We start from the raw sequence: 25,627 nt of genomic DNA on the forward strand, positions 1-25,627 counted from the left end.
GATGAGCTTCACTACCTTCCTGGACAACTTCGCCCCAGGCGGAGACCCATTTGCCACTCGTGTAATTTTGGGAGATTTCGAGTTCACCGGACTTGAGGTTCCTGAGTCGGCTACCCCGGGCGCCGGCAAGCAGCAACTCGTCATGCACAAGCTGGTCGGCGGCAAGCGCATTTTTGATGTAATGGGCGTCGACTACGACAACATTTCGTGGTCAGGCTGGATCATTGGGGCTACGGCGCAGGAACGTGTCACGCAGTTGGAGACCATGCGAGACGAGGGCCTGCCGCTCTCCCTCAACATTGGCTCGTACTACTTCAGCGTGCTCCTGTCCAACTTCGTTCCGGTGTTTGAATTCGAGTATCGCAGGCGCTACACCCTGGAATTGACCGTGGTTTCGCGCCTCGATGCGCCGCTTACGGAAAACGCGCTGACCGGCACGCTCGACAAACTGATCAATAGCGACATTGGTGAATCATTGGGATTGGCCAGCATCATCAATTCTGATGCCGTCACATCCTCGATCAACACCGTCAAGGATGCCGTCTCGCAGGTGCAAGGGTTCGCCAATGCCACCATCGACACGGTGCAGACCGTGATTCGTCCTCTGGTAGCGGCGCAGGCTGTCGTTCAGTCAGTCATTGCCCAAGTGGGCGCGTCAGTGAACGACATTACAACCCTTGGTGGGCTGGTGCCAGGCAACCCTGTATCGATCGCCGCCAACAACGTCATGCGCCAGGGCGCGGCACTGACCCAGCTCGTACCGCTGTACCAGATGCAGAGTGTGCTGGAGCGGATGCATAAGAGCGTCCTGTCCGGACCGCTGGCGAATGGCGTATCGAGTGTTATCACCAGCAACTCCAGCCTTCAGAAGGTTTCCGCAGACGCGTACGGGGATCAGTCGCGCTGGACCGAGATCGCAGCGGCCAACAGCATCATCGACCCTCAACTCGACGGCATTCAGACGATAAAAATCCCAGTAGGTGAATAGATGGACCTGAATACGAAGCTTAGTGACACCAAGAGCCCTGCTGGCGGAGCGGTGTTTTTGAATATAGAGAAGGCTAAAGTCGCCGGTAAGTACCAAGGCCGGTTCGAACGGCAAACCGTCCCCTTACCAAGGGGCTAATAAGAAGAAAGCCCGACTGCCGAAGCGCAATGCCTCGGCAGTCGGTATCCCTGCCGGCGGCCTTTGTTGATCACGGAAACTCCGGCCCATGGCATTTGCCCTTCAAAAGCCATAGTGCCGTTCTTGTTGTCGGCGTGTATTTGCCATTCCTGTACGAAAACCCGGCAGAACCGAGCACTGTGCATTCTTTTGAGTCGGTTTCAAAGCTGTAATCAATGTCCCCATCCTTGGTGTCCGGATCTCCTTCAGTATCGGCTTTAGAAAATTTCATCACAGCTACAGAATTTATCTTGATTCCATTGAGTCTTGCCCGGTCGGTAAGACTTCCGACAATTGTCGGGATTTCATTTGTGATTTTTTCGATATCTTTTTGGCTTTCGTAATACTCGCTTTCAAGAGCCTGTGAGAAGCTGGAGTACGCAACCAGCAACGCAATAAAAATCAGCTTTTTACTCATATCACTCGCCAAAGATCACAGAAAAAATAACGTATAAAACGGCGATCAGCGCGGGCACTGCAAACACCATGATTACGCTACAAAAAGTGAAAAGTAGTAATCCATTTTGAAAGCCTAGCCTTGCGGACTTAGGGGGCGCAGCGGTTCGCTTCGGACGTGAAGTGCCAGTGCGAGCAGACGTTACCTCTTCGATCTTTTCGTCTCGCCACTGATAAGTCCGGCCGCGTCTTGCCATATGAGCCACCTCGAAGCATGGGTCGTTCTATACGCCACTTAGCGTAGTCGTCACAGGGAGTCGCCGCTGCTCTTCCCCCCAATGGCTCCCTGGCCGGCATCACTCATGGATGATGACCTACATGATCGGGTAGCCGCCAGATACCTTGATATTGCTCATTCGCCTCTGAGGAGGACCTGTCAAATTGATACAGCATGCTAAAGTCCATCCGAGTATCAAACTTTAGGAGGGAACCTTATGCAATGCCCTGTGTGTAACCATGAAGCTCCACAGTTCGATTTCGGCGATCCGTTGAAATGCCCAGAGTGTGGCGTGGATTACAACAAGGCACTGTCAGCCAAACAGCGGAACGAAAGTGCTGCTGAGCTGCTCTCAGTCCCCGACAAACGCGCCTCAATAAGACAAAGAAAGCCGTTGCTAATTATGGTTGGTATAGCAGCTATAGCGCTGGCGGGGGTTGTCTCGGCACCATACGTAGCGGTCTATCAAATTCGACAGGCTGCTCAAGCTCAGGACACTGAAGCCCTGGAGGAACACATTGATTTCCCTCGCGTAAGAGAAGACCTTAAAGAGCAGGTCAACGCCTCCATCATGGCAAAAGCCAAAACAGAGCTTAAGGATAATCCGTTCGCAGCCCTAGCAACGGCATTTGCAAGTGGCATAGCAGAGAAAATGATTTCTACTCTCGTCACGCCATCTGGACTAGTTGAACTGATGAAAGGCGAAAAGCCGGGCAAACTTATATCGGGTGGCGGAGGCTCAGGTAAAAATGTTGCGTCAGTAGATAAGAAGCCATTCGAGAACGCCCATATGCGCTACGAAGGTTTCAGCAAGTTCGTGATTGAAGTCCCCGATAAAAATGGGGGAGCCCCATCACAGTTTATCCTTCGGCGAGATTTAATTGCATGGCGCCTAACGGGGATCAGACTTCCATTGTAGTCGGAGCCTATCTACTTCCCGACTAGGCGCTCACTAACGGTAGCCGGCTTGGTGCCAGCTCACAAAAACCACCATTCAACTGGGTCGCCCCGCCCGAGAACATAACGATGGATAGCAAGCTAAAGACGGGGTTCACGCACCCGAGTCGACGTTAGGTTTTGTTAGGTTATGGTGCGCGCTGGATGACAGGTTTTGACAGGTTCGCCGCGCCGATCAGATGTTAAGTTTTGATAAGTCGCTGGCGCTCACCTGGTCGCCCGGTATCCACCAAACTGGGCTTTCGAACCGGATGCCTGCGCCACTTACCAAACGCGGTGACCATCTTGATACCGGATTCCCCGGTCAATGAAGCATTGAATGGCAATTTGGGAAACCAACCCCATGGAAGGCCCGCATCAAGTACCGATCGGCATATTTTCACGCATTATCTTCACGCAACTGGAGTGCGTGAAACCGCCTCGGAGACAGCCTTATCCGGCATTCGTACGCGGCTCAGTACGCACTCGCCGTACATGCCGGCAACAGGTTCGCACTTCTGGTTCGCACCCTCTTACGCGAAGCTGGTGCGAACCCGGCCAGTGGTTACCACGCTGGTTACCGCGAAAAGTCACCAATGAAAGCTGTTACCGGTCGCTGGTTTCCACTGTGGTTTCCACGGTATTGCTGTGTTTTTCACTGGCCAAACGCAGGTTTGCGAAACAACCCCATGGATGAGGTGCAATGCACGCGAAAGCGACGCTGAATGAGCGTTGCGAAACAAACCCCATGAATGGAGCTGATCTAGGTCGAATGCCCCCTTTGCGGAAACACCCCATGAATGACCCGCGCCAGCCGCTCCAATGTCAGGTTTTATCAGGTTGCTGCGTGTTGAAAACAACACACTGTGTAGGAGTCAACACAGTGTCGAGTGCCCGCTACTTTGACCACGCTTTGACGGAATGTGAGACAGGCATGAGACGAAACCGGCGATGGATGTGCGTCTGAAGCTGATTCCATGCGGGAGCCGTCAAACAAGCCGTCCTGGCCGTCTCATACCTTTGACAGACCCCAGACAAATTCTGGACAGGCACTGGACAGATTGTGACCCTGCCGAACAGTCAAACCGCCCGGACAGCAGCGCCCCACCTGATGCGCGGAGGAGCACGCCGCATCCGAGCGCCGCGCCCCGTCAAGAATGGCTAGAACCTTGACCAGCCTTGACGAAATATTTGACAGGGTTAGACGGATTGGCGGACCACGATGCGCCTGCGCCTGGCTGAACGCCTTGATCTGTAAGGGCTGGCGAAAATTTATCAGAGCAACTGAGGGCGCGGCCCGTCAAAAATTCTCGGTGGGCTCGTCAAGGAAGAATTGACGCTCGCAACCAGCCTCGATAGGCGACAGAACGCCCCAAGCAAACTACCGGAATCACGGCAGTTATCAGATAATCGAACGCCAGCTCAACGGCTGTTGAATACGACCACATCTGCGAGGGCCACCCCATGTCCGTTATCGACTGCGACTACCTACCCATCGACAAAGTGGTATTTCCACCCGAGCTGGCATTGCTGATCGTGAGGAAGGCCGCAGCCATGGCGGCAGCCTTTGAAGATCAGGCGCTTGACCAGCTCACCAAGGACGCAAGGCGAGCGCTTGCCCAAGGTACGGAGCCTCGGCGAGTCATCAGAGAGATGCGACTGTAGATGACGGGAAGATTTCCGACACCTATCCACGCCACGATTTTCGAATTACGAAAACGTGGCGAGTGACAAACTTAACCGGACACTGAGTACATCTCAAAAATCCGCCCTATGCGCTCGCAAGCGCTTCTCGGCAACGACGCTCGTAAGTGAAGCGCAAAGTCGACGCACTTTGGCGCTCAGCCTCAAACACTCCCCAGTTCTCGTGCGGTGTCTGTAGAGCAGTACACAGCAACGAGCGGATCTTCTCTGGATCAGCAACTCCTTCAACGCTTGGCTTATCTTCCAGGAGGAACTCCTTCATGAGATCAGGCCGATCCGGATTAAGAGGCACGTGCCAAGGCAACCTGCTGGAGGTGCCATCGAAGATTACGAACAAAGCAGGTCGGGCCTTGTAGTGAGAAGTCGTAAGCCTGAAGAGCTCCAGCGTGAAGCGGTCTAAATAGTCTTCCATCCTTACTCTGAGCGTCGACTCGTTGCAAAACATCGAGCTCTCATCGCGGGCTTTCAACTGAAAGGTGAAAAAGCGCGGTTTAACGTCGGCAGTGACGAGCCCTACACCGTAGTTGCCTACCACCTCAATCTTCGGTACGACTTGTATGTAGGTACGAAGATCATGGCTCTGTTGGTGATCGAGTGCACAATCGTCGCCATCATCACTATGAGCGTTACCGCACCGCGAATCGTGATAGGCAGAATTATTGGGATTTAGCTGATTGCTGCGATTGTCCTGATCGCTTTTGCTCGACATCGTAGAACACCTCACCCCTAAGATTTTTGGTTACGGGCCGCACTGACGTATAGGGTAGACGCTATCGGCCTTAGCGATGTCCCCTACCATACCGACATGGGAGATCAGGTTACATGCCTGGAATTCCGACTAAGCAAAAGTAAGCAAAACCGGCTGGGTTTCTACCGAAACCGGATGGGTTATTCCTCAATGGGCTTTGCGAAAACCGAACCCCATGAATGAGCGGGGTCAATACCCAGCAATCACCACATCATGGTGGTCGTCACGTCACACCGTCACGCAACACGCTTTGTAAATTAAAGACGTGGCGCGGCATCTGCCCTACCGAAATGGGAGTTCAGGGCCGGTGGCGCGAGCTACTTTCGCCGGCTATACACAACCCCCTGGGCATCGCTTAAACAATGGCTATACACAACCCCCCAGGCATCGATCACTTCCAGTTACTCGAAACGCTCGTCGGCGAGTGAGCAGTGAGCAGTGAGCAGTTTGTTTCATGCCCAATCGAACCGGCGCTGCTACGCTTTCATTTTCTCGAATGGAGTCGAAGCGATGCCCTCCCCTGAATACTCTCTTCCAGACATCCTAGAGCGCATGTATCGAAACCAGCTCGCCTTGGAGGCCGCGCTAATGGAGCTGACCCTGCTAGTCGAAAGCCAAGGGCATGCCGAGGCCGGCGACAATATCCGAACTGCGCTGGAGACGATCGGCGAGAACGCCGGGCACATCAATCAGGGGCTGGCTCGACTGAAAGCACAAGGGGCGCAGTAAGCAACCCCGAGTTAGGAGTGCATATGGACGATGACTGCGAAGTGGTGTTCGTAGCAGGCCTGGGCAAGATGCTTGGCCGAACGGAGGCATCGGTCAGAGAGGGGATTCGCCGCGGCGTGGACTGGCTGCCCAAGAGTTTCAAGATGGGCACCAGACATTGCTGGCTCAAGGAGGATGTGCGGGAGTTTCTGCGGGGGTGCCGGGATGGCGAGAAGAGGACGCCGAAGGTGGGTAGACCGCGACAGGCACCGCCAACACTGAGAGATATCAGGAGATGACAGAGAGCATCGATCGCTTCCTGCGCCTCGACGAGGTACTTCACATTACCGGTCTAGGGCGAAATACGGTTTATCGCCGGATCAGGGAAGGCACGTTCCCAAAACAGATCAGGATAGGCCCCAACTCGGTGGCCTGGCGTCAGTCAGCAATCGCTAAATGGATGTTCGATTTGAGCCCAGTCGATTGAGCGCTTGAAAGCGAGACATCTCCGGTCGGAACCGGGTTACTCGGGAAAACTTGGCGACAACCGCATAGGCCCAATGCAACGCTGTACCGGGGAACAGAATGAACGGAACTCTCTATTGCACAAAGTGCGGAACAGCGAACGCCACTGACGCCAACTACTGCTTCAACTGCGGCCAGCCGATCACCAACATGCAAGCCAACATCAGCAGAGTCGAAGAACTCATTCAGACTGAAGAGCCACCTCCTCCCGAGGAGAGAACCCCTAGGAGAGAATATGCCCCTCCGGCGGCCCGGCCGCCGGCAGCCAAGCCATCTAGATCTTACAATTTCATCGCCAAGCACTGGCGCGGGGAGTACTCACTCGGAGTCTCTTACTGGCTGTTCGGATTTTTGGTCGCAATCTTCATAGCTCTCTCAGACGTAGCTTTGGGCCATTTCAGTGACGCTATGAATCTGAACACTCAGAAACAAGGCTTCCTGATATTGGCGTACTACGCCGTCACCATCGCGGTGGCAGTTTGGCAGATTGTCGGGGTGATACGATCTGCCTCTGCCCACGTTTCGCGCGGCGGTAAGCATATCTGGGCAGTTACGGCCAAGGTGATGGTCTGCATTGGTGCGCTCCAACTGTTCTTCAGCTTTATCGTCGACGGCGTCCCCCTTATTCGCGAAGGGATAGATATGATACGGGGCACCGACAACATACCCCCGTACTCACTCCGTCTGATGCGCAACGACACCGAGATGGAATTAGCCGGGGGCATTCCCATCGGAACCACTGATGCAGTCCGGAACATGCTCGACTCTTCCCCAGCAGTCCGAGTCATTCACCTGAATAGCACAGGCGGTCGAATTACGGAGGCAAACAAGCTCGCGAACCTGATCTCCCAGCGCCAGCTCATCACTTACACCCGCACCAGTTGCTCCAGTGCCTGCGCCATAGCCTTCCTCGCCGGCCGCGAGCGTTACATCGGCGAACAGGGTCGGATTGGCTTTCATAGCGCCTCGGTGAATGGAGCTAGGGGCAGCGACGAGCTCGATCTCAACGCCAGTTTTAGAGAGGTACTTTCTCGGGTAGGTGCAACGCCACAGTTCGTTGCGAAGGCGATTTCCACCAGCCCACAGAATATATGGTTCCCCACCCAAGAAGAGCTGAAGCAGCAGAACATCATCACCTCAGTTGTCGACTCTCGCTACTTCGGCCTATCAGGCATCGCAGATTGGCGGGACGCGAATATGATTGAGCAGTCGTTGCTGAAAACGCCTGTGTTCGCAGCTCTGTCGATCTACGACCCAGACAACTTTGCCAAGCTAAGAAAGACGATGGTTGAAGGTGTGCAAGGCGGCCGCTCACTGGCTGAGATCCAACTGGATGTCCAGACGCTGATCACCGAATCGATTGTGCCAAGTTACTTGATTCGAGCACCCGATCTGGCCCTCATCCGCTACTGGCGCTCCCAGATTGCCGAAGTGAAATTCCTCGGCAGAACAAACCCAGCCCATTGCGTGACTTTCCTGGGGATGGACAATAAAACGCCCACTGCGGACCTGATGGGTAAGGTCCCGAAGGAACTGACCAACGAAGACCTCGCAGCTCTGACGGAACTAATCAAGCAAACGGCTACGAATCCGACTAAAGCACAGCCGTTCTCGAGCTACGATAAAGAGTTTAAAAAAGTACTGCTTGCAATGATGGCGAAGGATCAGCATTCAGTGGAAATTATTACGAATCCAGAAAAGTTCTCTAATGACCCGGCCACCACATGCAACAGTTTGATCCTGCTGTACGACACAATCCTGTCACTGAGTGATTCGAAGAAAGCGGCGGGAATGTTGCGAAGCATGGTTCAGGAGTTCAAGTGATAAACCAACTAGTGGTGATGAACGATCGCCGCTGCTCAGCAATCCTTCCGATTAAGATGAATCTGCCATGCGTTATGTTACGGTCAGAAAATTTTCCAGCGAATCGGGATACACAGAGGCGGCCATCCGGGCAAAGATACAAGACGGGACCTGGTTAAAGGATCGAGTCTGGCGACATGCCCCTGATGGGCGGGTGCTGATCGATGTAGAGGGTTACGAAGCGTGGGTGGAGATGAGCAAACCGTCGGCGACCAATCGAGCAGATAAACTCAGCTCACGACTGAGCCCCGCGCCACTGATGAGCAAGGCAAAACTCGGAAGCTCAAAACCGCTGGAATGATGCCGCTCGTCGGATCAATCCGACTTACCAATTGGTCGCTTTCGAGCACCTTCTGGCGAAAAGAAAAAAGGCCAAAAACCACCTAGCAGTGGGCGCCATGTATCCCCATATGTATCCCTCGCGCAATCTGCAAGACAAATTCCCAATAATTACAGATGGTTAAGTTATCAGTTCAAATGTCTGTGTACCACCAAGTACTAAAAACGGCTTACCGAAAGGTAGGCCGTTTTTTTATGCCTCGAGAAAAGTGCCCGACCACCGTCAGGCACGCATCGTCGACAACGCTGACAAACCCCGCTCCCAAATCTGCCAGGTGCGCAGCCAGACCATGGCCTGCCAGTCGCTGTCGGCCGGATAGAACTGCTCAAGCAGATTGAGTTTGATCCCGCGCCCCACCGCATCACTTGGGTTGCCGTACAGATGCAGCCAATGGTCATCGCGCAAATGACGATGAACGTCTGGCCCCGGATACGTCCCGCACTCGATCACAAATGGCATCAGCCGCACCTGCGGCAAAGCATTGAGCAATGCCTGGGAGGTGTAGCCCGTCGCGGTCGCCGCGATCCCGGTTTCGCTGGTGGTGTTGGCGCCGGTGTGCAAGGTGTAAAGCCATGGGCCGTAAATGGCTTGGGCGTCTTCCAGCGCCGGATACGCCGCTTCGGTGATGGTCAGCAGCATCGGATGACCGTACTCCCCTGCCCCGGTATGCAGGTCGAAACACATAGCAACATCGGCATGGGCTACGTGTGCCTGCATGATCTGGTGCAACGTGCGGTTCGACCAACTCGGCGCCACCCCACCATAGAACAAACCATCGGGGTGACTGTGCTGGCCGCCCTCGACAATCGACATCACATCCGGCCAGCCGTGTTCCTTGATTTGCGCATCGAGCAACGCGTCAGCGCGATCACGCTCGGGGCCGTGCAACTCAGTGCTGGCATAGATTTCATGCAGCGTCGCGTAAGCCTGGTTGTCCGGCAGCGGACGCTCGAAGTTGAGGTGATTGCGGTTGAGGTCGATGTTGTCTTCATTGACCCGACGCAGCCACGCCGTGCCCCAGGGGTTGATCAAGTGGATCATCACCACCGCGACATCCGCTGGCAGCGAACGCTTGCCCAAGTCCTGCAACCATTTGATCTGACATCCGGAGCCGTAGAAGCCTTCGACCCCGTGGGTGCCGCTCAACGCAATCAGCAGACGCTTGGCCGCCGGATCACCGAGCACCGCCACATCGGTGCTCAATGACTCACCGAACGGCCCTTTGAGGGGATGCGGATATTCGGTCAACGTCGCGCCGGCAGCGGTGGCCGCCGCTAGGAATTGTTCACGTTGCCCGCGGTAACTCGGCTGGGTAGGAAACTCAGTGTGCATGTCTGCCTCTTGTTGGTTTTCTGGCTGCTCTGATGTGTTCGACCCTACAGAAAATCTTCCCGTTCATGAAGGGCAAAAGTATCTTGGCCGTAGGACGCGGTTTGCGTCGCACCCTGTCGGCCGATAAAGTCCCCCAAACCTTTTTCCCACGGACGGAGTGCCCCACGTGTTCCCAGCCTTCCACTTGAGTCGCTTTCGCCTGTCAGCCCTGTCGCTGATCGCCGCCGCGTTGACCCTCGCCGCGTGCAACGCGCCACCCACTTCGACATTGCCCGTGGCGCCGGAAGCCGCCACCGGTTTTCGCACTGACCTGCAAACCCGCCACGCCGCGAAACACATGGCCGCTGCGGCCAATCCACTGGCGGCCGCTGCCGGGCGCGAGATGCTGCGTCAGGGCGGCTCGGCCATCGATGCAGCCATTGCGATGCAAGCCGTGTTGACCCTGGTGGAACCGCAATCGTCGGGCATCGGCGGCGGTGCGTTGATCGTGTTGTGGGACGGTAAGGCTGTGCGCACGTATGACGGTCGAGAAACCGCTCCGTCTGGCGCCACCGAGAAACTTTTCCTGCAAGCCGACGGCACACCGATGGCGTTCACCCAGGCGCAGATTGGTGGTCGTTCCGTGGGGACGCCGGGCGTGTTACGGGCGCTTGAGCTGGCGCATCAGAAACACGGGCGCCTGCCTTGGGCAAAACTATTCGAGCCGGCGATCAAACTCGCCGAGCAAGGCTTTGCGATCTCGCCGCGTTTGCACCTGCTGATTGCTTCGGATTCGTCCCTGCCGCGTTCGCCGGACATGGTGGCGTACTTTCTGAATGCTGACGGCAGCCCGAAAGCCGTCGGTACACAGCTGAAGAATCCGGCACTGGCCGCAGTGTTCAAACGCATCGCCAAGGAAGGTCCCGACGCGTTGTACAAAGGGCCGATTGCCGAAGAAATCGTCGCCAAGGTCCAGGGCCATAAAAACCCTGGCAGCCTTTCGCTGAATGACCTTAAGGCTTACAAGGCCAAAGAACGTGCGCCGCTGTGCACCGACTACAAACGCTGGCAGGTCTGCGGCATGCCGCCACCGTCATCAGGCGGGATTGCCGTGGCGCAGATCCTCGGCACCTTGCAAGCCCTGGAAATCCGCGACCCACGCTTCGCGTTGGCACCACTCAAACCGCTCAAGACCAATAAGTCTGCGGGCATCGAACCGGCGCCTGAAGCCGTGCACCTGATCTCCGAAGCCGAACGCCTGGCCTACGCCGACCGCGCACAATACGTGGCCGATACCGACTTCGTGCCAGTGCCGGTCAAAGGCCTGGTCGACCCGGCTTATCTGGCCAGCCGCGCCGCCCTGATCGGCGATCGCAGCATGGGCACCGCCAAACCCGGCACGCCGCCAGGCATCCAAGTTGCCTACGCGCCGGACCGTTCACCGCTGCGCATTTCCACCTCGCAAGTGGTCGCCGTCGATGACGAAGGCGGCGCCGTGTCCATGACCACCACCGTCGAGTCCGCGTTCGGCTCGCACCTGATGGTCCAGGGCTTCCTGCTCAACAACCAGATGACCGACTTCTCGTTCATCCCCGAAGAAAACGGCCAGAAAGTCGCCAACCGCGTCGAACCCGGCAAACGCCCGCGCTCATCCATGGCACCGACCTTGATCTTCGATCGCCAGAGCGGCGAATTCGTGGCCACCGTCGGCTCACCTGGCGGCTCGCAAATAATCGAATACGTCGCCAAATCCACCATCGGCCTGCTCGACTGGAACCTCGACCCACAAGCTGCCATCAGCCTGCCCAACTTCGGCAGCCGCAATGGCCCGACGGAACTGGAACAGGGGCAATTCAGCCCGACGCTGATTCAGGCGCTGAAGGACAAAGGGCATGCGGTAAATGAAATCGACATGACCAGCGGGACCCAGGCGATTGTTCGGGTCAAGGATGCGTCAGGGAAAGCGTCGTTGGCAGGCGGGGCCGATCCACGGCGTGAGGGGGAGGCGTTGGGGGATTGAATCTGTGGGAGCTGGCTTGCTCGCGAAGAACGATAACGCGGTTCTGCTGAAACACCGCGTTGTCTGCTTCGCGAGCAAGTCGAATCGTCGCACCGCCGCTCCCACTTCAATCTGAGCTGTACTTGAAATCGATGACTCAGGCCGGCACACCCAAAATAATGTGCGAGGCCTTGATCACGGCCGTCGCGCTCACACCCGGTGCCAGACCAAGCTCCGCAACCGCTTCACGGGTAACGATCGAATAAACATCGCTGCCGCCATCGAGCCGGACCACCACTTCAGCATTCACCGCGCCATCGGTCACGCTGGTGACTTTGCCTTCCAGGCAGTTACGCGCCGAGAGGCGGATGTCGCTGGATTCGGTCATCAGCATCACCCACGGCGCCTTCACCAGTGCGACGGCTTCCTTGCCGACCGCCAGGCCAAGGCTCTTCACGCTTTCCATGGTCACTACCGCCACCAGTTCATTGCCGCCGGCCAGTTTCAGGGACACTTCGGCGTTGACGGCGCCAGGTTGCAGTTTGCTGATGGTGCCCTTGAAGACGTTACGTGCGCTGACTTTCATGATGTTGTTGCCTCTGCTAGTAATTTTTGTATACAACTTCGCACATCATTCGGGATAACGCTGCGCTGTGCAACTACGCGCTCACATACACCCACGCTTCAATCCCGGATTGCAGGACCACGCTGACGCGCTTGTAGTCCGAGACTTCATAGCTGTCGGCGGCGGCCAGTTCTTCAGGTGTGATCTGAAACACCATGCCAGGAATCGGCGCATTGCTCGCGCTACCCGGACGCAGAATCGGATGATGGGTCTTGCCACTGGTGGCCAACACGTCAGGGTCGGTGATTTCCACCCAAGACTGTTCATACCCTAGCATCGCATCAGCACTGCCGCTGAGTTCGCGTCCGAAGTTGGCCAGTTGCACGGCTTTGTCCTGCAAGGTGCCGTAGGAAAACAGGTAAACAGTTGCAGCCGTCATCGATAAATCCTTGATTGAATATTTACTCACGGCTTAGCGGCTGATTTTCAACGCTTGCCGTGCTTGATGCTTTTCCAGTGCCAAGTCGATCAAGCGGCTGACCAGTTCGCTATACGTCATGCCAGTGGCCTGCCACAGCTTGGGGTACATGCTGATGCGGGTGAAACCGGGCAGCGAGTTGATCTCGTTGATCAACACTTCGCCGCTGTCGGTGAGGAACACATCGACCCGCGCCAGCCCGGAGCAACCGAGCACCTGGAATGCCTCGACGGCCAGGGCGCGAATGCGTTCGCTCGCTTCAACGCTGATGTTGGCCGGCACCACCACTTCGGCGGCCTGGTCGTCGATGTATTTGCTGTCGTAGGAATAGAACCCGCTGCGCACCACGATCTCGCCACAGCCGCTGGCGATCGGCTGATCATTGCCGAGCACCGCACATTCAATCTCACGACCGCTGACGGCGGATTCGATCAGGACTTTTTCGTCGAAGCCCAGGGCCAGCTCAACTGCCGCCGCGTATTCGGCTTCGTCGGTCACCTTGCTCACTCCCACCGAAGAACCCTGGTTCGCCGGTTTGACGAACAGTGGCAGGCCGAGCTTGCCCTGCACTTCGGCGAACCCGGTGCGCGCGGCGCCGGCACGATTCAGCGTCACAAAAGGTGTGACCGCAATCCCGGCGTCACGCAGCAGGCGCTTGCTGATGTCCTTGTCCATGCACACTGCAGAACCCAGCACATCGGAGCCGACAAAAGGCAAATTCGCCATGCGCAGCAAGCCTTGCAGGCAGCCGTCTTCGCCGAGGGTGCCGTGGACAATCGGGAAGATCACATCGACGTGGCCCAGCAGTTCCTGGCTCGAGGTTTCCACCAGTTGCTGACTGGCCTTGCCCGGCACCACCGCCAATTCTCGATTGGATTGATTAAGCGCGATCAGCGCCGGGTTCTCCTGATTGAGCAGGAAATTCGAGGGATCGTTGAGGTGCCAGTGGCCTTGTTTGTCGATGCCGATCAGCACCGGTTCGAAACGCGAACGATCCAGCGCATCGACAATGTTTTTCGCCGATTGCAACGACACTTCATGCTCGGCCGAACGGCCCCCGAAAATAATCCCTACCCGCAGCTTGCTCATTGCCTGGCCTCATTTTGAACGTGGTGTTTCATACCACGGCAACGCGGATGAGTTAAAGACTGAAACTTCGCGTGGTGCCGACGAGTCATTGCTAATGCGCAGCACGCACCTGCGCTCCGCCAAGCAGAGGCCGCCCTTGAACGCTCCTACCGATCGTCGCAACACCCTTTCCCTGGACGGGCTCAACTTCTTTCTAGCCGACGTGCGCGACGGGCTCGGGCCTTACCTGGCGATCTATTTGCTGGCAGTGCATCACTGGGACCCGGCCAGTATCGGCCTGGTGATGACAATTGCCGGGATCGCCGCGCTGTTGACGCAGACTCCGGCTGGTGCACTGATCGACCGAACACGGCGCAAACGCGGCGTCATCATCGTCGCGGCGCTATTGGTGACGCTGAGCTGTTTACTGCTGCCGTTCATTACTTCATTCACTCTGGTGGCGCTGACCCAAGCTTTGAGCGCTGTCGCGGCGTCGGTATTCGCCCCAGCCATTTCCGCCATTTCGTTGGGCATTACCGGGCCGCGAGCCTTTACCCGCCGTACCGGGCGCAATGAAACCTTCAACCACGCAGGCAATGCTGTCGCGGCGTTGCTGGCCGGGGGATTTGCGTATTTGTTCGGCCCGGTGGCGGTGTTTTACCTGATGGCCGTGATGGCGCTGGCCAGCGTGATAGCCATCAGCTTTATCTCGCCACAAGCCATCGATCACGACGTTGCCCGAGGCTTCGATCCGCAAGGCCCGGCCCATGGTGAACAGCCCTCGGGGATCAATGTTTTGCTGCACAACCGGCCGCTGCTGATCTTCGGTATTTGCTGTGGGCTGTTTCATCTGGCGAACGCAGCAATGCTGCCACTGGTGAGTCAGAAACTGTCCCTGGTTAATTTGCAAATGGCCACGCCGCTGACTTCCGCCTGCATCGTCGCCGCGCAATTGGTGATGGTGCCGGTAGCGTTGCTGGTGGGATGGAAAGCCGATGTGTGGGGACGCAAACCGTTGCTGCTTGCCGGTTTTCTGATCCTGCCATTGCGCGGGGTGCTTTACACCTTGTCGGATGATCCGTACTGGCTGGTGGCGGTGCAATTGCTCGACGGCGTAGGGGCCGGGATCTTCGGCGCCTTGTTTCCCGTGGTGATCAAGGACCTGACCCAAGGCACCGGACGCTTCAATGTGAGCCTCGGCGCGCTGTCGACCGTGTTTGGTCTGGGCGCCGCACTGAGTAACGGCCTGGCCGGGCTGGTGGTTCAGTCGGCCGGTTACAGTGCGGCATTCCTGACGCTGGCGGCAGTGGCGGCGACAGCGCTGGTGTTGCTGGTGGTGGCCATGCCGGAGACATTGAATCGAGCGCCCGCCGTTGCCGAGCAGCCTGTGGCCACGGTGCCGACCTGATCAGCGATTGGCCACCAGATGCGCACCAAACAGCAGGTAGCAACTGCCGGCAAAACGATCCAGCCACTTGCGCGAACGCTCATAAGCCCCCGCGACCCGGCGACTGGCAAACAGCAGCGCTACGCTGCAATACCAACTGAATGACAGGCTCGCCATGGTCAACACCGCCAGCGCTAGCAACATCGGTGGCGGCGAGGCCGGCATGGCCGTGGCGAAGATCGTCGCAACGAACAGCGCCGCTTTGGGATTGGTCATGTTGCCGACAAAGCCCCGGCCGTACGCCGACCACAGCGTTCGCCCTGCCCCATCCAGCGAGTTACCAACGCCGGGTTGCGTCGCCGGTTTGCGCTTGAATTGCTTCAACCCCAGATAGATCAGGTAACAGCCACCGGCGATCTTAAATGTCAGATAGAGCGTCGGTGCCGCGCTGAACAGCGACTTGATGCCCAAACCACCGGCCAATCCCCACAGGACCGTGCCCGTGGCCACGCCCAGCGCAGCCACGACGCCATGTCGTCGGGAGCAACTGGCCGCCAATTGCGCGGTGTTGAAGAAGTTCGGGCCCGGCGTCACCACCGCCACCGTCCACAAAAGGGCCAGGGACAATAATGGCGCGGCATAGCTCAACTGGGTCGGTTCCATGGGACGGGGCGCCTTCGTGGCATCAGAGAAGCCTTGTACCTTGCAACATTTGCCGACAGTTTTCTACTCGTCGTAATGACGCCGTTCGTCAGCAGACAAGGGTTTGTCACTGGGTTAACGTGTTCTGCATCGAGCTCAAGACAAGCGCCACCATGACCAAGCACACGCCACCCAGCGACTGGTTCCACCGCGCGCCCAATATCGGCGGGCTGGAGCGTATCGAGGCGTTTTTTGCCGGCCATGGTTACGACTTCCACCGTCACGACACTTATGCCATCGGCCGCACCCTGGCCGGGGTGCAGAGTTTTCAATACCGCGGCGCCTGGCGCCATAGTTTGCCGGGCGGCACGTTGGTGTTGCACCCGGACGAACTCCACGACGGCGAGGCCGGCACCGACAGCGGTTTCCACTACCGAATGATGTACATCGAACCGGCGCTGATCCAGCAGATCCTCGGCGGTCAGCCGCTGCCCTTCATCAAGACCGGCCTGTCCACCGATCCGCGCTTGTTCGCCGCCACCGATGTGTTGATGCGAAGCCTGGATGACCCGCTCGATCCACTGGAAGAACAGGACGCGCTGTTCGATCTGGCCCACGCGTTGAGCGCCGTATCCGGCACGCCCGACAAACGCCAGCGCTTCGACTATGGGGCGGCGGAACGCGCCCGGGAATTCATGCACAGCGCGCTGGATCGCACCGTGACCCTGGACGAACTGGCGCAACACAGCGGTCGGGATCGCTGGAGCCTGTCACGGGATTTCCGTCTGCTGTTCGGCACCAGCCCTTATCGCTACCTGACCATGCGCCGCCTGGACCTGGTCCGGGCGCTGCTGATCCAGGGCCAGTCGCTGGTCAGCGCCGCGCTGATCGCCGGCTTCACCGATCAGAGCCACATGACCCGCCAGTTCAGCAAAACCTACGGCCTGTCGCCGGCCCGCTGGCTGAAAATGCACCAGCGCTGAGTCACGCACAATCGTTCAAGAATCACCTCGAAGCGCTGGTTATCGTGGAGCCGGAATCACTCTGGAGAACCACCTGATGAACACGTTCAAAAGCCTCAACTTCCTGCAGAAAATCGACCTGATCGACCAACACTGGTCACCCCGGGTCATCGCCGAAATGAACGACTACCAGTTCAAAGTGGTGAAGCTGCTGGGGGATTTCATTTGGCACGATCACTTGGACACCGACGAAACCTTCATCGTCCTCGAAGGCCAATTGCGCATCGACTTTCGCGACGGTCACGTGCTGGTTTCGGCGGGTGAAATGTACGTCGTACCCAAGGGCGTCGAGCACAAACCGTCGGCCGCGGAGGAAGTGAAACTGCTGCTGATCGAACCCAGGGGCGTGCTCAACACCGGCAGTGAAGGTGGTGAACTCACGGCAGTGAATGATCTGTGGATTTGAAAAACACTAAAAATGCGCAGACTGTGATCGCCGTGATTCACTTGACCGACTTTCCGGTCGACGAATAAGGACATTCCATGAGCGACTTCCCGACTCTCGAAACGCCGCGCCTGCGACTGCGCGAAATCGTAGGCGCCGACGCCCCTGCCCTGCTGGCGATTCACGGTAATGCGCAGGCGATGCAATGGTTCGGCATGGACCCGATCACCGAAATTGCTCAGGCTCAGGCCTTGGTCGACACCTTCGCCGAATCGCGCACTCAACCGAATCCCGGCATCCGTTGGGGCATCCAGGACAAAACGCACGAAGCATTGCTGGGTAACTGTGGCTTCTTCAAATGGAACCGACAGTGGAAAAGCTGCTCACTGGGTTTCGCGTTGGGCCAGTCGGCCTGGGGCAAAGGCATCATGTCCGAGGCACTGCACGCCATGCTGGTCTGGGGTTTTGAACAGATGCAACTCAATCGGATCGAGGCCACTGTGCACCCGGATAACCACGCGTGTTTGAAGTTGCTCGAACGCTTGGGTTTCGTCCAGGAAGGACGGCTTCGCCAGGCCGGTTTCTGGCTGGGGGAACATCGCGATTTGCAGCAACTTTCGTTGCTGCGCGCAGAGTTTGAACCGTCTCCGATCAACGTTCTTTAGTCAGACTCGCCCAGCGTCTTGCCATCCACCGGGTCACCGATCTTCAGGAAGTGACCACCGGCGACGTGATGCAAGGTACGTAGCGCGTCATGCCCTTCGAAGTGCCAGCGACCCTCGCTGAACACGCGTTCATCGGCTTGAGCAGCAATCACTTCGGCCAGAAACAGATCGTATTGCTGATGATTGTGCGGCTCCGGCAGCAACCGGCACTCAAGCCATGCGACGCAACCTTCCAGCATCGGGGCATCGATCAACTCACCGCTGAAGGTCGGCAAGTCATAGGCCTGGAATTTATCCTGACCTTGATCCTGAGTCAGCGCCAAGCCAGACGTCGAACCGACGGTCTGGACGATGTCGGCCTGGGCGACGCAGGGCACGTTCACCACGAACGTACCCGAGGCTTCCAGCAGTTGCCGGGTCCAGGTGGACTTGTCCAGCACCACCGCGATTTTCGGCGGTTCGAAATCCAGCGGCATGGCCCAGGCCGCGGCCATGATATTGCGCTGGCCTTCATGGGCGGCGCTGACCAGCACGGTCGGCCCGTGATTGAGCAGGCGATAGGCCTTGGACAACGGAACCGGACGACGATGGGAAACGGTCATGGATGTCTGCTCCAGGGAAAACGCCGATTGTAGCGGCAACCGCGAATCAGGCCATTACGAAGAACGTGGTGGTGTAACGAAAAAGATCGCAGCCTTCGGCAGCGCCTACATGGATTGAGATTCCCCTGTAGGAGCTGCCGAAGGCTGCGATCTTTTCGAGTCGCGTCTGTTTAACTCTGCGAATCAAGTCGCCAATTGATTAGCAAACTGTCCGACCGCATTCACCACTTTCTGCGCGCCGTCCTGAATCTCGACAATCACCGTGCCCGCCTCCGCCGCTAACGCCAGCCCTTGTTCGGCCTGGAGCTTGCCGTCGGTCATCAGGCTCACGGCGTTACGCGCCATGTCCTGGTTCTGCCGCACGACGCCGACAATTTCATCCGTCGCCTGACTGGTACGCGACGCCAACTGCCGCACCTCGTCCGCCACCACCGCAAAGCCCCGACCCTGTTCGCCGGCACGCGCTGCTTCGATAGCGGCATTGAGCGCCAGCAGGTTGGTCTGTTCGGCAATGCCGCTGATGGTCTTGACGATGGTGCCGATCACCAGCGATTGCTCGTTCAGGGCTTCGATGCCTTCACCGGCGGTTTGCATATGCTTGGCGAGGTCGCGCATCACGTTCACCGCCTGAGTCACCACGGCGGTGCCGCGCTGGGCACTGTTATCGGTCTGGATCGACGTGCTGTAGGCGATGTTGGCCGCCTCGGCGACCGCTTGCTCCTGATTGACCTGATCGGTAATCACCGTGGCGAATTTCACCACTTTGTAGAGCTTGTTGTTGGCATCGACCACCGGGTTGTAGGACGCCTCCAGCCAGACTGTACGGCCGTGGCTATCGACGCGCTTGAAGCGGTCGGCCACAAATTCGCCGTTGTTCAGACGGCGCCAGAAGTTCTGGTACTCGGCGCTGTTGTATTCCTCCGGCGCACAAAAGGTGCGGTGATGTTTGCCCTGGATCTGCGCCAGGCTGTAACCCATGCCGTTGAGGAAGCGCTCGTTGGCGGTCAGCACATTGCCGTTGAGGTCGAACTCGATCACCGCCGTCGAACGCACCAGCGCACCGATCAGGTTCTCGTGCTCGCGAGACGCTTCGATGGTGCGGGTCAGGTCGCTGGAGTAAATCGAGAAATGCTTGATGCGACCGTCCGCAGAGCGCACCGGTTGCAGGATCGAACGCAACCAGGCCTCGGCGCCATTGCCACGCAGCAAGCGCACAGTGCCGGCGAAATGTTCGCCACGGGTCAGCGCAGTCTTGAAACGGTTATGGAATTCGTCGGATTTCACGTGAGCCGGCACGATGTCTTCGATGTGCCGCCCGATCAGGTCATTGCTCTTGTAGAGCATCTCACCCAGGAAATTCTGATTGACCGATTGAACCCGCCCATCCGGCTCGAGGGTCAGGACCAGCATTTCGCTTTCCAGGCTGTCCTTCACTTGCAGGAGGCTGGAGAGTTCTTCGCGAAGAGCCGACAGCTCCTGCTTCAAGCGTTTGTTGAACATGGGAAAGCACCGATGGGCAGGGATAGAAAGCGGTATGCAGCCTAACCATCGGCCTTGGGGGTATTTTCTGAAGAGTGTTTTAGGGTTGTCCTACAAAAATAATGGCGACATGCGATTAGCTCCCTCGCCGCCCATGTGTATCACTTACAAAACCCACCGCTCTATCCCGGCCACATCAGGTATTCTCCGTCTAAATTGCAACAACATGTTGCAACGGTTTCCGCCCGATAAGGAGTCCTGTTTTGGAGTTATCGACTGCTGCCTGGATGGTTCACGACACCCGTTTGATCCTTTGCGTCCTGCTGGCGATTGCCACGATTATCGTGTTGATCAGCGCCACCAAACTCCCGCCGTTTCTGTCGATTCTGATCGGCACTTTCATTGCCGGTGTCGGTGCAGGGTTGCCGCCCGAAGACGTCGCCAAGGCGTTCAGCAAAGGTGCCGGGGCGATTCTCGGTGAAGCGGGGATCATCATTGCCCTGGGTTCGATGCTCGGCGCGCTGATGGCCGAATCCGGCGCCGCGGATCGCATCGCTTCGACCTTGCTCGGGTTGGGCAAAGGCAAGTGGTTGCCGTGGGTCATGGCGCTGGTGGCGATGGTGATCGGCCTGCCGCTGTTTTTCGAAGTGGGCCTGGTGATGATGGTGCCGATCATTTTCGTCATGGCCCGCCGTTCGGGTCAGCCGCTGCTCAAGATCGCCATTCCAGCGCTGGCCGGGATGACCACATTGCACGCCCTGATGCCGCCGCATCCCGGGCCGCTGATCGCGGTCAGCGCGTTGCACGCCGACCTTGGCCTGACCATGTTGCTGGGTTTTAGCATCGCGATTCCGGCGGTGATACTGGCCGGCCCGATCTACGGCAACTGGCTATCGAAACGCATGCACGTCGACGAGCCGGCAGAACTCGGCGCGCTGTTCAGCGCCCCGCCCAAAGCCCCGCGCCAGCCGAGCTTCGGCATGTCGTTGCTAATTATTTTGTTGCCGGTATTGCTGATGCTCGGCAGTACGCTGGCGAAAGTCGCGATGAGCCCGCAAAGCACTGTCGCCCTGACCCTGAAGTTTCTCGGCGAACCACTGGTGGCGCTGGGTATTGCGGTGATGGCGGCAGTGATCTGCCTCGGCTGGGCCAATGGCATGCCCCGTGAACACGTCGGCGGTACGTTGCGCAAAAGCCTGGCGCCGATTGCCGTGTTGCTGCTGACCATCGGCGCCGGCGGCGGTTTGAAACAAACGCTGCTCGATGCCGGCATCAGCCAGACCATCAGCAAAGTCGCTGAAGGTGCACACATGCCGTACTTGCTGCTGGCCTGGCTGATTGCCGTGGCATTGCGCCAGGCCACCGGTTCGGCGACGGTGGCGACGACGACCACGGCAGGCATCCTGGCGCCGATGATGGCGGGGCTGGCGGCGACGCAAAGCTCATTGGTGGCGCTGGCGATTGGCGCCGGCTCGGTGTTTTTCTGCCACGTGAACGACGCCGGGTTCTGGATGGTGCGCGAGTACTTTGGTTTGCAGCTCAAGCAGACAATCTGGGTCTGGTCGATTCTGCAAACCATCGTGTCGGTGGTGGGGTTGGTGGGGACGTTGTTGTGGTGGCATTGGTTGACGTGATGGCCATCTCGCTCCCCGGATAGCTACAGACAGGGCGCCACGGAACGGCTCCCGACATGGGGCATGCGCGCACCGAAATACGCCGCGCTGCCCACGCCCACCGCGCCCATCACCGCGCAGAAAATCACGCAGATCCACGGACTCCACGGCATCAGACCGATCAGCAACAGCGGTGTGATACTCGCCCACGCGGCGTAGGCGATGTTGTAGGTGAAGGAAATCCCCGAGACGCGAATCCGCGCCGGGAACAGGCTGACCATCACCGACGGCACCGCGCCAACCACTCCGCAACTGAGGCCGGCCACCGCGTAGGCCAGGCCGATCCAGCTACCACCGATGATCAGGCAGGTATAAAGCACGCCAATGCCCAGTGGCAGCAACAGGCTGTAGAGCATCACCGTGCGCCAGGCGCCGATGCGGTCAACGAGCAAACCGGCAAGCACGCAACCGATGTTCAGGAACACAATACCCAACGCGCTCAGGGCGAAGGTGTGGCTAGCGGTCATGCCGAAGGTTTTCTGCATCATGGTCGGGGTGATGACCACGAACACCACCACCGCCGAAGTCAGCACACAGGTGAGGATCATTGCTGGCAGCATGGCCAGTCGATGTTCGCGCAGCACCGTGCGCAGCGGCAGTTCGACAGCCGCATCGCGACGGGCCTGCATCGCCATGAACACCGGGGTTTCGCTGAGCCAACGGCGCAGCCAGACGCCGATCACGCCAAACACCCCGCCCAGCAGAAACGGATAACGCCAGGCGTAATCGAGGATTTCTGTCGGGGTGAAGGCCTGGGCCAGAAAGGTCGCGGTTAACGCGCCGATCAAATAACCAAAGGTCAGCCCAGCCTGGAGGAAGCCCAGCGCATAACCACGATGGCCGGCCGGTGCGTGTTCGGCGACAAACACCCAGGCGCTTGGCACTTCGCCGCCCACCGCCGCCCCTTGGAGGATGCGCAGCGCCAACAGCAGCAACGGTGCGAAATAACCGATCTGCGCGTAGGTCGGCATGATGCCGATCAGCAGGCACGGCAGCGCCATCATCAGGATGCTCAGGCTGAAGACTTTCTTGCGCCCGAGTCTGTCGGCGAAATGCGCCATCAGAATTCCGCCCAGCGGCCGCGCCAGGTAACCGGTGACGAAGATCCCGAAACTTTGCAGTAAGCGCAGCCATTCGGGCATGTCCGGCGGGAAAAACAGTTGGCTGAGGGTCAGGGCGAAAAATACGAAAATGATGAAGTCGTAGATTTCCAGCGCCCCGCCGAGGGCTGCAAGGCCCAGGGTCTTGTAGTCCGAACGGGTGAACGGCGCCGGGCGCGTGTCGGTATTGGCAGTCATGAAAAGAACTCTGGCATAGGCAAAAACCAAGGCGCCCATGGTCTACGCAAAATCGGTGACGGACAACCCGATCAGGCCTCTGGGTTGGTTTTTTGCTGCTCTCTGTGCATTGAATTCAGCGTCACGACACCAATAATCGGGCACTTTCCAACCCACAGGAAAGCCGCCATGAGCAGCCATACCCGCAGTAAACGCCTGACCGTCCCCCAGTTGGTGGCGATGAAAGGCCAACAGAAAATCGTCTCCCTGACCGCCTACACCCGCTCGATGGCCGAGTTGATGGACCCGTTCGTCGACTTCGTGCTGATCGGCGATTCCACCGCCATGGTTGGCTACGGTCGCACTTCAACACTGGACATGAGTCTGGAAGAAATCATCGCGCACACCCGTGCGGTGGTCTCCAGCACAAGGCTGGCCTGCGTGATTGCCGACATGCCGTTCGGCAGCTATCAGGAGTCCCCGCAGCAGGCCTATCGCAATTGCGCCGAAGTGCTGGCCCGCACCGGCTGCGACGCGCTCAAGCTTGAGGGCGGCAAGGCCTTGGCTGGCACCGTGGAGTTTCTGGTACAGCGCGGTATTCCGGTGATGGCGCATATCGGCCTGATGCCGCAGTACGTCAACGTCATGGGCGGCTTCAAGGCCCAGGGTCTGAATGACACGACCGCAGCGGCCATCGAGGAAGATGCCCGTGCGCACCTGACAGCCGGCGCGTTCAGCCTGTTACTGGAAGGTGTGGCCGAACCGCTGGCCCGGCGCATCAGCGATTTCTCGGCGATGCCGACCATTGGTATAGGCGCCTCACCGGCCTGCGACGGGCAAGTGCTGGTAACCGAAGATATCCTGGGCCTGGGCGGCGAATACGTGCCGCGCTTCGTCAAACCCTATGCTGATGTCGGCGCACTGATCAGCCAGGCGTTCGAGTGTTTTGCCGATGAAGTGCGCAACGGTCAATTTCCGCAGATGCAGCACTGTTATGGCGTCAGCTGACGTTCCTGATCAATGGCCTCGGCCAGCGTCTTCACGGCCAGGCCGATGTCCTTGCTCCAGTCGACGGTGTAGCTCAGGCGCAGGCAATCACGCCACAAACCCTGCTGGCTGAACATTTCGCCGGGGGCAATCACGATACCTTTGGGTAACAGCCGCTCGTACACTCGGCGCATGTCCACGGGGTAAATGGATTGCGCCCACAGCGTCGCACCCCCGGCCGACGCCAGCACTTTGAGTTGATCGCCTGCGTGCTCTTGAAGCAGGCGGGTCATGTGCGTCATGCGCTCCTGTAGCAGACCGCGCAACTGCTGAGTGTGCTGATCGATTCGTCGTGAACCGAACAAGCGGGCGAGCGCCTTTTGCCGGATTGGCGACAAGCGAAAGGCACGGTCGAGACACTGGCGTTGCATCGCGGCTTCCAGTCCTCGGATCAGCACGTAGCCGAAGGGCGCTTCCGAACCAATGACCTTATCGAAGGTAGAAAACACCACCAGCTTCTCAGGGTCGGCGAAATCACGGTAGCGTGACTGCTCAGCGTTAAAACCAAACTCGCCATAGCTGTCGTTTTCAAACAACCAGACATCCTGCGCCGTCAGCCAATTACATATCTGCTGTTTATCGGCCGCCGGCATCAGGCTGCCGTGGGGGATGCTCACCGCCGAAGAGAACACCGCCAGCGCCACGGTTTCACGCTGCAACAGGTCGTGGACCCGCTGCAGATCAAAGCGTCCATCGGCTTGCACAGGCACCTCGATCACCCGGATCTTCGCCGCGTGCAACTGCCGCAAAATCGCCCAGGAACACGGCGATTCGACCAATGCCACGCTGCCGTGCAGGTTCAGCGCGGCCAGCAACAGGTCCAACACACTGCGCAGGTCGGCACCGATGTACACCTGTTCCGGACGCCAATAATGCTCGGTCGAACGGGTGTAGCGCTCGGCCAGCACCGTGCGCAATTCGATCTCCCCGAACGGTTGATACAACGGCACCGCCGAGCGCGGGTATTGCCGCGACAGTTCGCGCTCGGTCATCAGCAACGGGTTTTCCAAAGACAGCAACATCGACGGCGCATCGCTGCACAGCGCCAGCATGCCGGGCTGGCGCGCGTAGGCGTATATGTTGTCGAGCAGATTGTCGGCCGGTGCCGGGGGTTGCATCGGCGTCACTGCGCAAAAATAGCCGAGCTTGGGCCGGGAAAAGACGCGTCCCTCATCCTCGAGCAAGGCATAGGCATATTTGGTGGTGGACACCGAGACATTCAGGCGCAACGCCAACTGGCGCAATGACGGTAGTTTTAACTCGCCGTCAGTCCTGGCCGAGTCAATCAGCTCGACCAGATAGCGATACACAGCCTGGTAGGCGAAAGCACTGCCCTTGTTCAATCGCGGTCATTCCTGAGGAGGT

Annotated in this window: 25 protein-coding genes and 1 pseudogene; 14 read left to right on the forward strand and 12 right to left on the reverse strand. The window is 58.2% G+C overall.

Going from position 1 to position 25,627, the window contains the following annotated elements:
* The first annotated feature begins 1 nt into the window (after window position 1).
* Window positions 2–988 (forward strand): LysM peptidoglycan-binding domain-containing protein, encoded by a 987-nt coding sequence (locus ACWIKB_RS18180; protein ID WP_475268565.1) that lies wholly within the window; start codon window positions 2–4, stop codon window positions 986–988.
* A gap of 208 nt (window positions 989–1,196) precedes the next feature.
* Here the strand turns inward: ACWIKB_RS18180 and ACWIKB_RS18185 are convergent, their stop codons facing one another.
* On the reverse strand, window positions 1,197–1,583 hold the full coding sequence (locus tag ACWIKB_RS18185; RefSeq protein ID WP_201193461.1) for a hypothetical protein: 387 nt from the start codon (window positions 1,581–1,583) through the stop codon (window positions 1,197–1,199).
* Window positions 1,584–2,130: 547 nt separating this feature from the next.
* On the opposite strand from ACWIKB_RS18185, the gene ACWIKB_RS18190 reads away from it, so the two are divergent.
* Together ACWIKB_RS18190 and ACWIKB_RS18195 are read left to right on the forward strand one after the other, a co-directional pair.
* Complete coding sequence (locus ACWIKB_RS18190; protein WP_475268567.1) at window positions 2,131–2,757, forward strand: DUF2939 domain-containing protein; 627 nt, start codon at window positions 2,131–2,133, stop codon at window positions 2,755–2,757.
* Between the two features lie 1,481 nt (window positions 2,758–4,238).
* Window positions 4,239–4,439 carry a hypothetical protein gene (locus tag ACWIKB_RS18195; RefSeq protein ID WP_475268569.1) on the forward strand — a complete coding sequence of 67 codons (201 nt, stop codon included), beginning with the start codon at window positions 4,239–4,241 and terminating at the stop codon, window positions 4,437–4,439.
* A 106-nt stretch (window positions 4,440–4,545) separates the two neighbouring features.
* Here ACWIKB_RS18195 and ACWIKB_RS18200 read toward each other — a convergent pair whose 3' ends face one another.
* The gene (locus tag ACWIKB_RS18200; RefSeq protein WP_475268571.1) at window positions 4,546–5,187 is read right to left on the reverse strand and encodes a hypothetical protein; all 642 of its coding nucleotides are present in this window, start codon (window positions 5,185–5,187) and stop codon (window positions 4,546–4,548) included.
* 549 nt (window positions 5,188–5,736) lie between these two features.
* On the opposite strand from ACWIKB_RS18200, the gene ACWIKB_RS18205 reads away from it, so the two are divergent.
* From ACWIKB_RS18205 to ACWIKB_RS18220, 4 genes are all read left to right on the forward strand, one after another.
* Window positions 5,737–5,955: a hypothetical protein gene (locus tag ACWIKB_RS18205; protein ID WP_475268573.1), complete on the forward strand. Its 219-nt coding sequence runs from the start codon at window positions 5,737–5,739 to the stop codon at window positions 5,953–5,955.
* Window positions 5,956–6,229: 274 nt separating this feature from the next.
* The gene (locus tag ACWIKB_RS18210; RefSeq protein ID WP_475268575.1) at window positions 6,230–6,421 is read left to right on the forward strand and encodes a helix-turn-helix transcriptional regulator; all 192 of its coding nucleotides are present in this window, start codon (window positions 6,230–6,232) and stop codon (window positions 6,419–6,421) included.
* Window positions 6,422–6,519: 98 nt separating this feature from the next.
* A complete protein-coding gene (locus ACWIKB_RS18215; RefSeq protein WP_475268578.1) occupies window positions 6,520–8,283 on the forward strand; it encodes a hypothetical protein in 1,764 nt (587 codons plus the stop codon).
* Between the two features lie 67 nt (window positions 8,284–8,350).
* Entirely contained in the window at window positions 8,351–8,623 is a 273-nt protein-coding gene (locus ACWIKB_RS18220; RefSeq protein ID WP_475268580.1) for an excisionase, read from the forward strand.
* A gap of 261 nt (window positions 8,624–8,884) precedes the next feature.
* Here the strand turns inward: ACWIKB_RS18220 and ACWIKB_RS18225 are convergent, their stop codons facing one another.
* Complete coding sequence (locus tag ACWIKB_RS18225; RefSeq protein ID WP_475268581.1) at window positions 8,885–9,994, reverse strand: DUF2817 domain-containing protein; 1,110 nt, start codon at window positions 9,992–9,994, stop codon at window positions 8,885–8,887.
* A gap of 166 nt (window positions 9,995–10,160) precedes the next feature.
* On the opposite strand from ACWIKB_RS18225, the gene ggt reads away from it, so the two are divergent.
* A complete protein-coding gene (ggt, locus tag ACWIKB_RS18230) occupies window positions 10,161–11,993 on the forward strand; it encodes a gamma-glutamyltransferase (RefSeq protein WP_475268583.1) in 1,833 nt (610 codons plus the stop codon).
* A 136-nt stretch (window positions 11,994–12,129) separates the two neighbouring features.
* Here the strand turns inward: ggt and ACWIKB_RS18235 are convergent, their stop codons facing one another.
* The 3 genes from ACWIKB_RS18235 to ddlA form a co-directional block, all read right to left on the reverse strand.
* Window positions 12,130–12,558: a TOBE domain-containing protein gene (locus ACWIKB_RS18235; protein WP_475268585.1), complete on the reverse strand. Its 429-nt coding sequence runs from the start codon at window positions 12,556–12,558 to the stop codon at window positions 12,130–12,132.
* A 73-nt stretch (window positions 12,559–12,631) separates the two neighbouring features.
* Window positions 12,632–12,976 carry a gamma-glutamylcyclotransferase family protein gene (locus ACWIKB_RS18240; protein ID WP_475268586.1) on the reverse strand — a complete coding sequence of 115 codons (345 nt, stop codon included), beginning with the start codon at window positions 12,974–12,976 and terminating at the stop codon, window positions 12,632–12,634.
* 33 nt (window positions 12,977–13,009) lie between these two features.
* On the reverse strand, window positions 13,010–14,104 hold the full coding sequence (gene ddlA, locus ACWIKB_RS18245) for a D-alanine--D-alanine ligase (RefSeq protein ID WP_475268587.1): 1,095 nt from the start codon (window positions 14,102–14,104) through the stop codon (window positions 13,010–13,012).
* A gap of 94 nt (window positions 14,105–14,198) precedes the next feature.
* Between ddlA and ACWIKB_RS18250 the strand changes: the two genes are divergently transcribed.
* Window positions 14,199–15,491, forward strand: a complete 1,293-nt coding sequence (locus tag ACWIKB_RS18250) for an MFS transporter (protein WP_475268588.1) — start codon at window positions 14,199–14,201, stop codon at window positions 15,489–15,491.
* Here ACWIKB_RS18250 and ACWIKB_RS18255 read toward each other — a convergent pair whose 3' ends face one another.
* Window positions 15,492–16,133, reverse strand: a complete 642-nt coding sequence (locus ACWIKB_RS18255; RefSeq protein WP_475268590.1) for a LysE family transporter — start codon at window positions 16,131–16,133, stop codon at window positions 15,492–15,494. It abuts the gene before it with no gap.
* A gap of 152 nt (window positions 16,134–16,285) precedes the next feature.
* Here ACWIKB_RS18255 and ACWIKB_RS18260 point away from each other — a divergent pair, with 152 nt between their 5' ends.
* The 3 genes from ACWIKB_RS18260 to ACWIKB_RS18270 all read left to right on the forward strand — a co-directional run bounded on the left by ACWIKB_RS18260 (window position 16,286) and on the right by ACWIKB_RS18270 (window position 18,184).
* A complete protein-coding gene (locus ACWIKB_RS18260) occupies window positions 16,286–17,095 on the forward strand; it encodes an AraC family transcriptional regulator (RefSeq protein ID WP_475268591.1) in 810 nt (269 codons plus the stop codon).
* Window positions 17,096–17,171: 76 nt separating this feature from the next.
* Window positions 17,172–17,540, forward strand: a complete 369-nt coding sequence (locus ACWIKB_RS18265) for a cupin domain-containing protein (RefSeq protein ID WP_475268592.1) — start codon at window positions 17,172–17,174, stop codon at window positions 17,538–17,540.
* A 77-nt stretch (window positions 17,541–17,617) separates the two neighbouring features.
* A complete protein-coding gene (locus tag ACWIKB_RS18270) occupies window positions 17,618–18,184 on the forward strand; it encodes a GNAT family N-acetyltransferase (protein ID WP_475268593.1) in 567 nt (188 codons plus the stop codon).
* On the opposite strand, the gene ACWIKB_RS18275 is transcribed toward ACWIKB_RS18270, so the two are convergent.
* From ACWIKB_RS18275 to ACWIKB_RS18285, 3 genes and pseudogenes are all read right to left on the reverse strand, one after another.
* Complete coding sequence (locus ACWIKB_RS18275; RefSeq protein WP_475268594.1) at window positions 18,181–18,786, reverse strand: flavin reductase family protein; 606 nt, start codon at window positions 18,784–18,786, stop codon at window positions 18,181–18,183. The two genes, ACWIKB_RS18270 and ACWIKB_RS18275, sit on opposite strands and share 4 nt — an antisense overlap.
* Before the next feature lie 183 nt (window positions 18,787–18,969).
* Entirely contained in the window at window positions 18,970–19,401 is a 432-nt protein-coding gene (locus tag ACWIKB_RS18280) for a methyl-accepting chemotaxis protein (protein WP_265045836.1), read from the reverse strand.
* 156 nt (window positions 19,402–19,557) lie between these two features.
* A pseudogene (locus ACWIKB_RS18285) lies at window positions 19,558–20,286 on the reverse strand (PAS domain-containing protein); the annotation flags it as partial.
* A 242-nt stretch (window positions 20,287–20,528) separates the two neighbouring features.
* On the opposite strand from ACWIKB_RS18285, the gene ACWIKB_RS18290 reads away from it, so the two are divergent.
* Entirely contained in the window at window positions 20,529–21,899 is a 1,371-nt protein-coding gene (locus ACWIKB_RS18290) for a GntT/GntP/DsdX family permease (RefSeq protein ID WP_475268595.1), read from the forward strand.
* Between the two features lie 23 nt (window positions 21,900–21,922).
* Here ACWIKB_RS18290 and ACWIKB_RS18295 read toward each other — a convergent pair whose 3' ends face one another.
* On the reverse strand, window positions 21,923–23,236 hold the full coding sequence (locus ACWIKB_RS18295) for an MFS transporter (protein ID WP_475268596.1): 1,314 nt from the start codon (window positions 23,234–23,236) through the stop codon (window positions 21,923–21,925).
* 168 nt (window positions 23,237–23,404) lie between these two features.
* Here ACWIKB_RS18295 and panB point away from each other — a divergent pair, with 168 nt between their 5' ends.
* The gene (gene panB, locus ACWIKB_RS18300) at window positions 23,405–24,223 is read left to right on the forward strand and encodes a 3-methyl-2-oxobutanoate hydroxymethyltransferase (RefSeq protein WP_475268598.1); all 819 of its coding nucleotides are present in this window, start codon (window positions 23,405–23,407) and stop codon (window positions 24,221–24,223) included.
* Here the strand turns inward: panB and ACWIKB_RS18305 are convergent.
* On the reverse strand, window positions 24,208–25,605 hold the full coding sequence (locus ACWIKB_RS18305) for an aminotransferase-like domain-containing protein (RefSeq protein WP_475268600.1): 1,398 nt from the start codon (window positions 25,603–25,605) through the stop codon (window positions 24,208–24,210). The two genes, panB and ACWIKB_RS18305, sit on opposite strands and share 16 nt — an antisense overlap.
* Between the last annotated feature and the right edge of the window lie 22 nt (window positions 25,606–25,627).

It is taken from the genome of Pseudomonas sp. 5Vm1k, assembly GCF_056161485.1.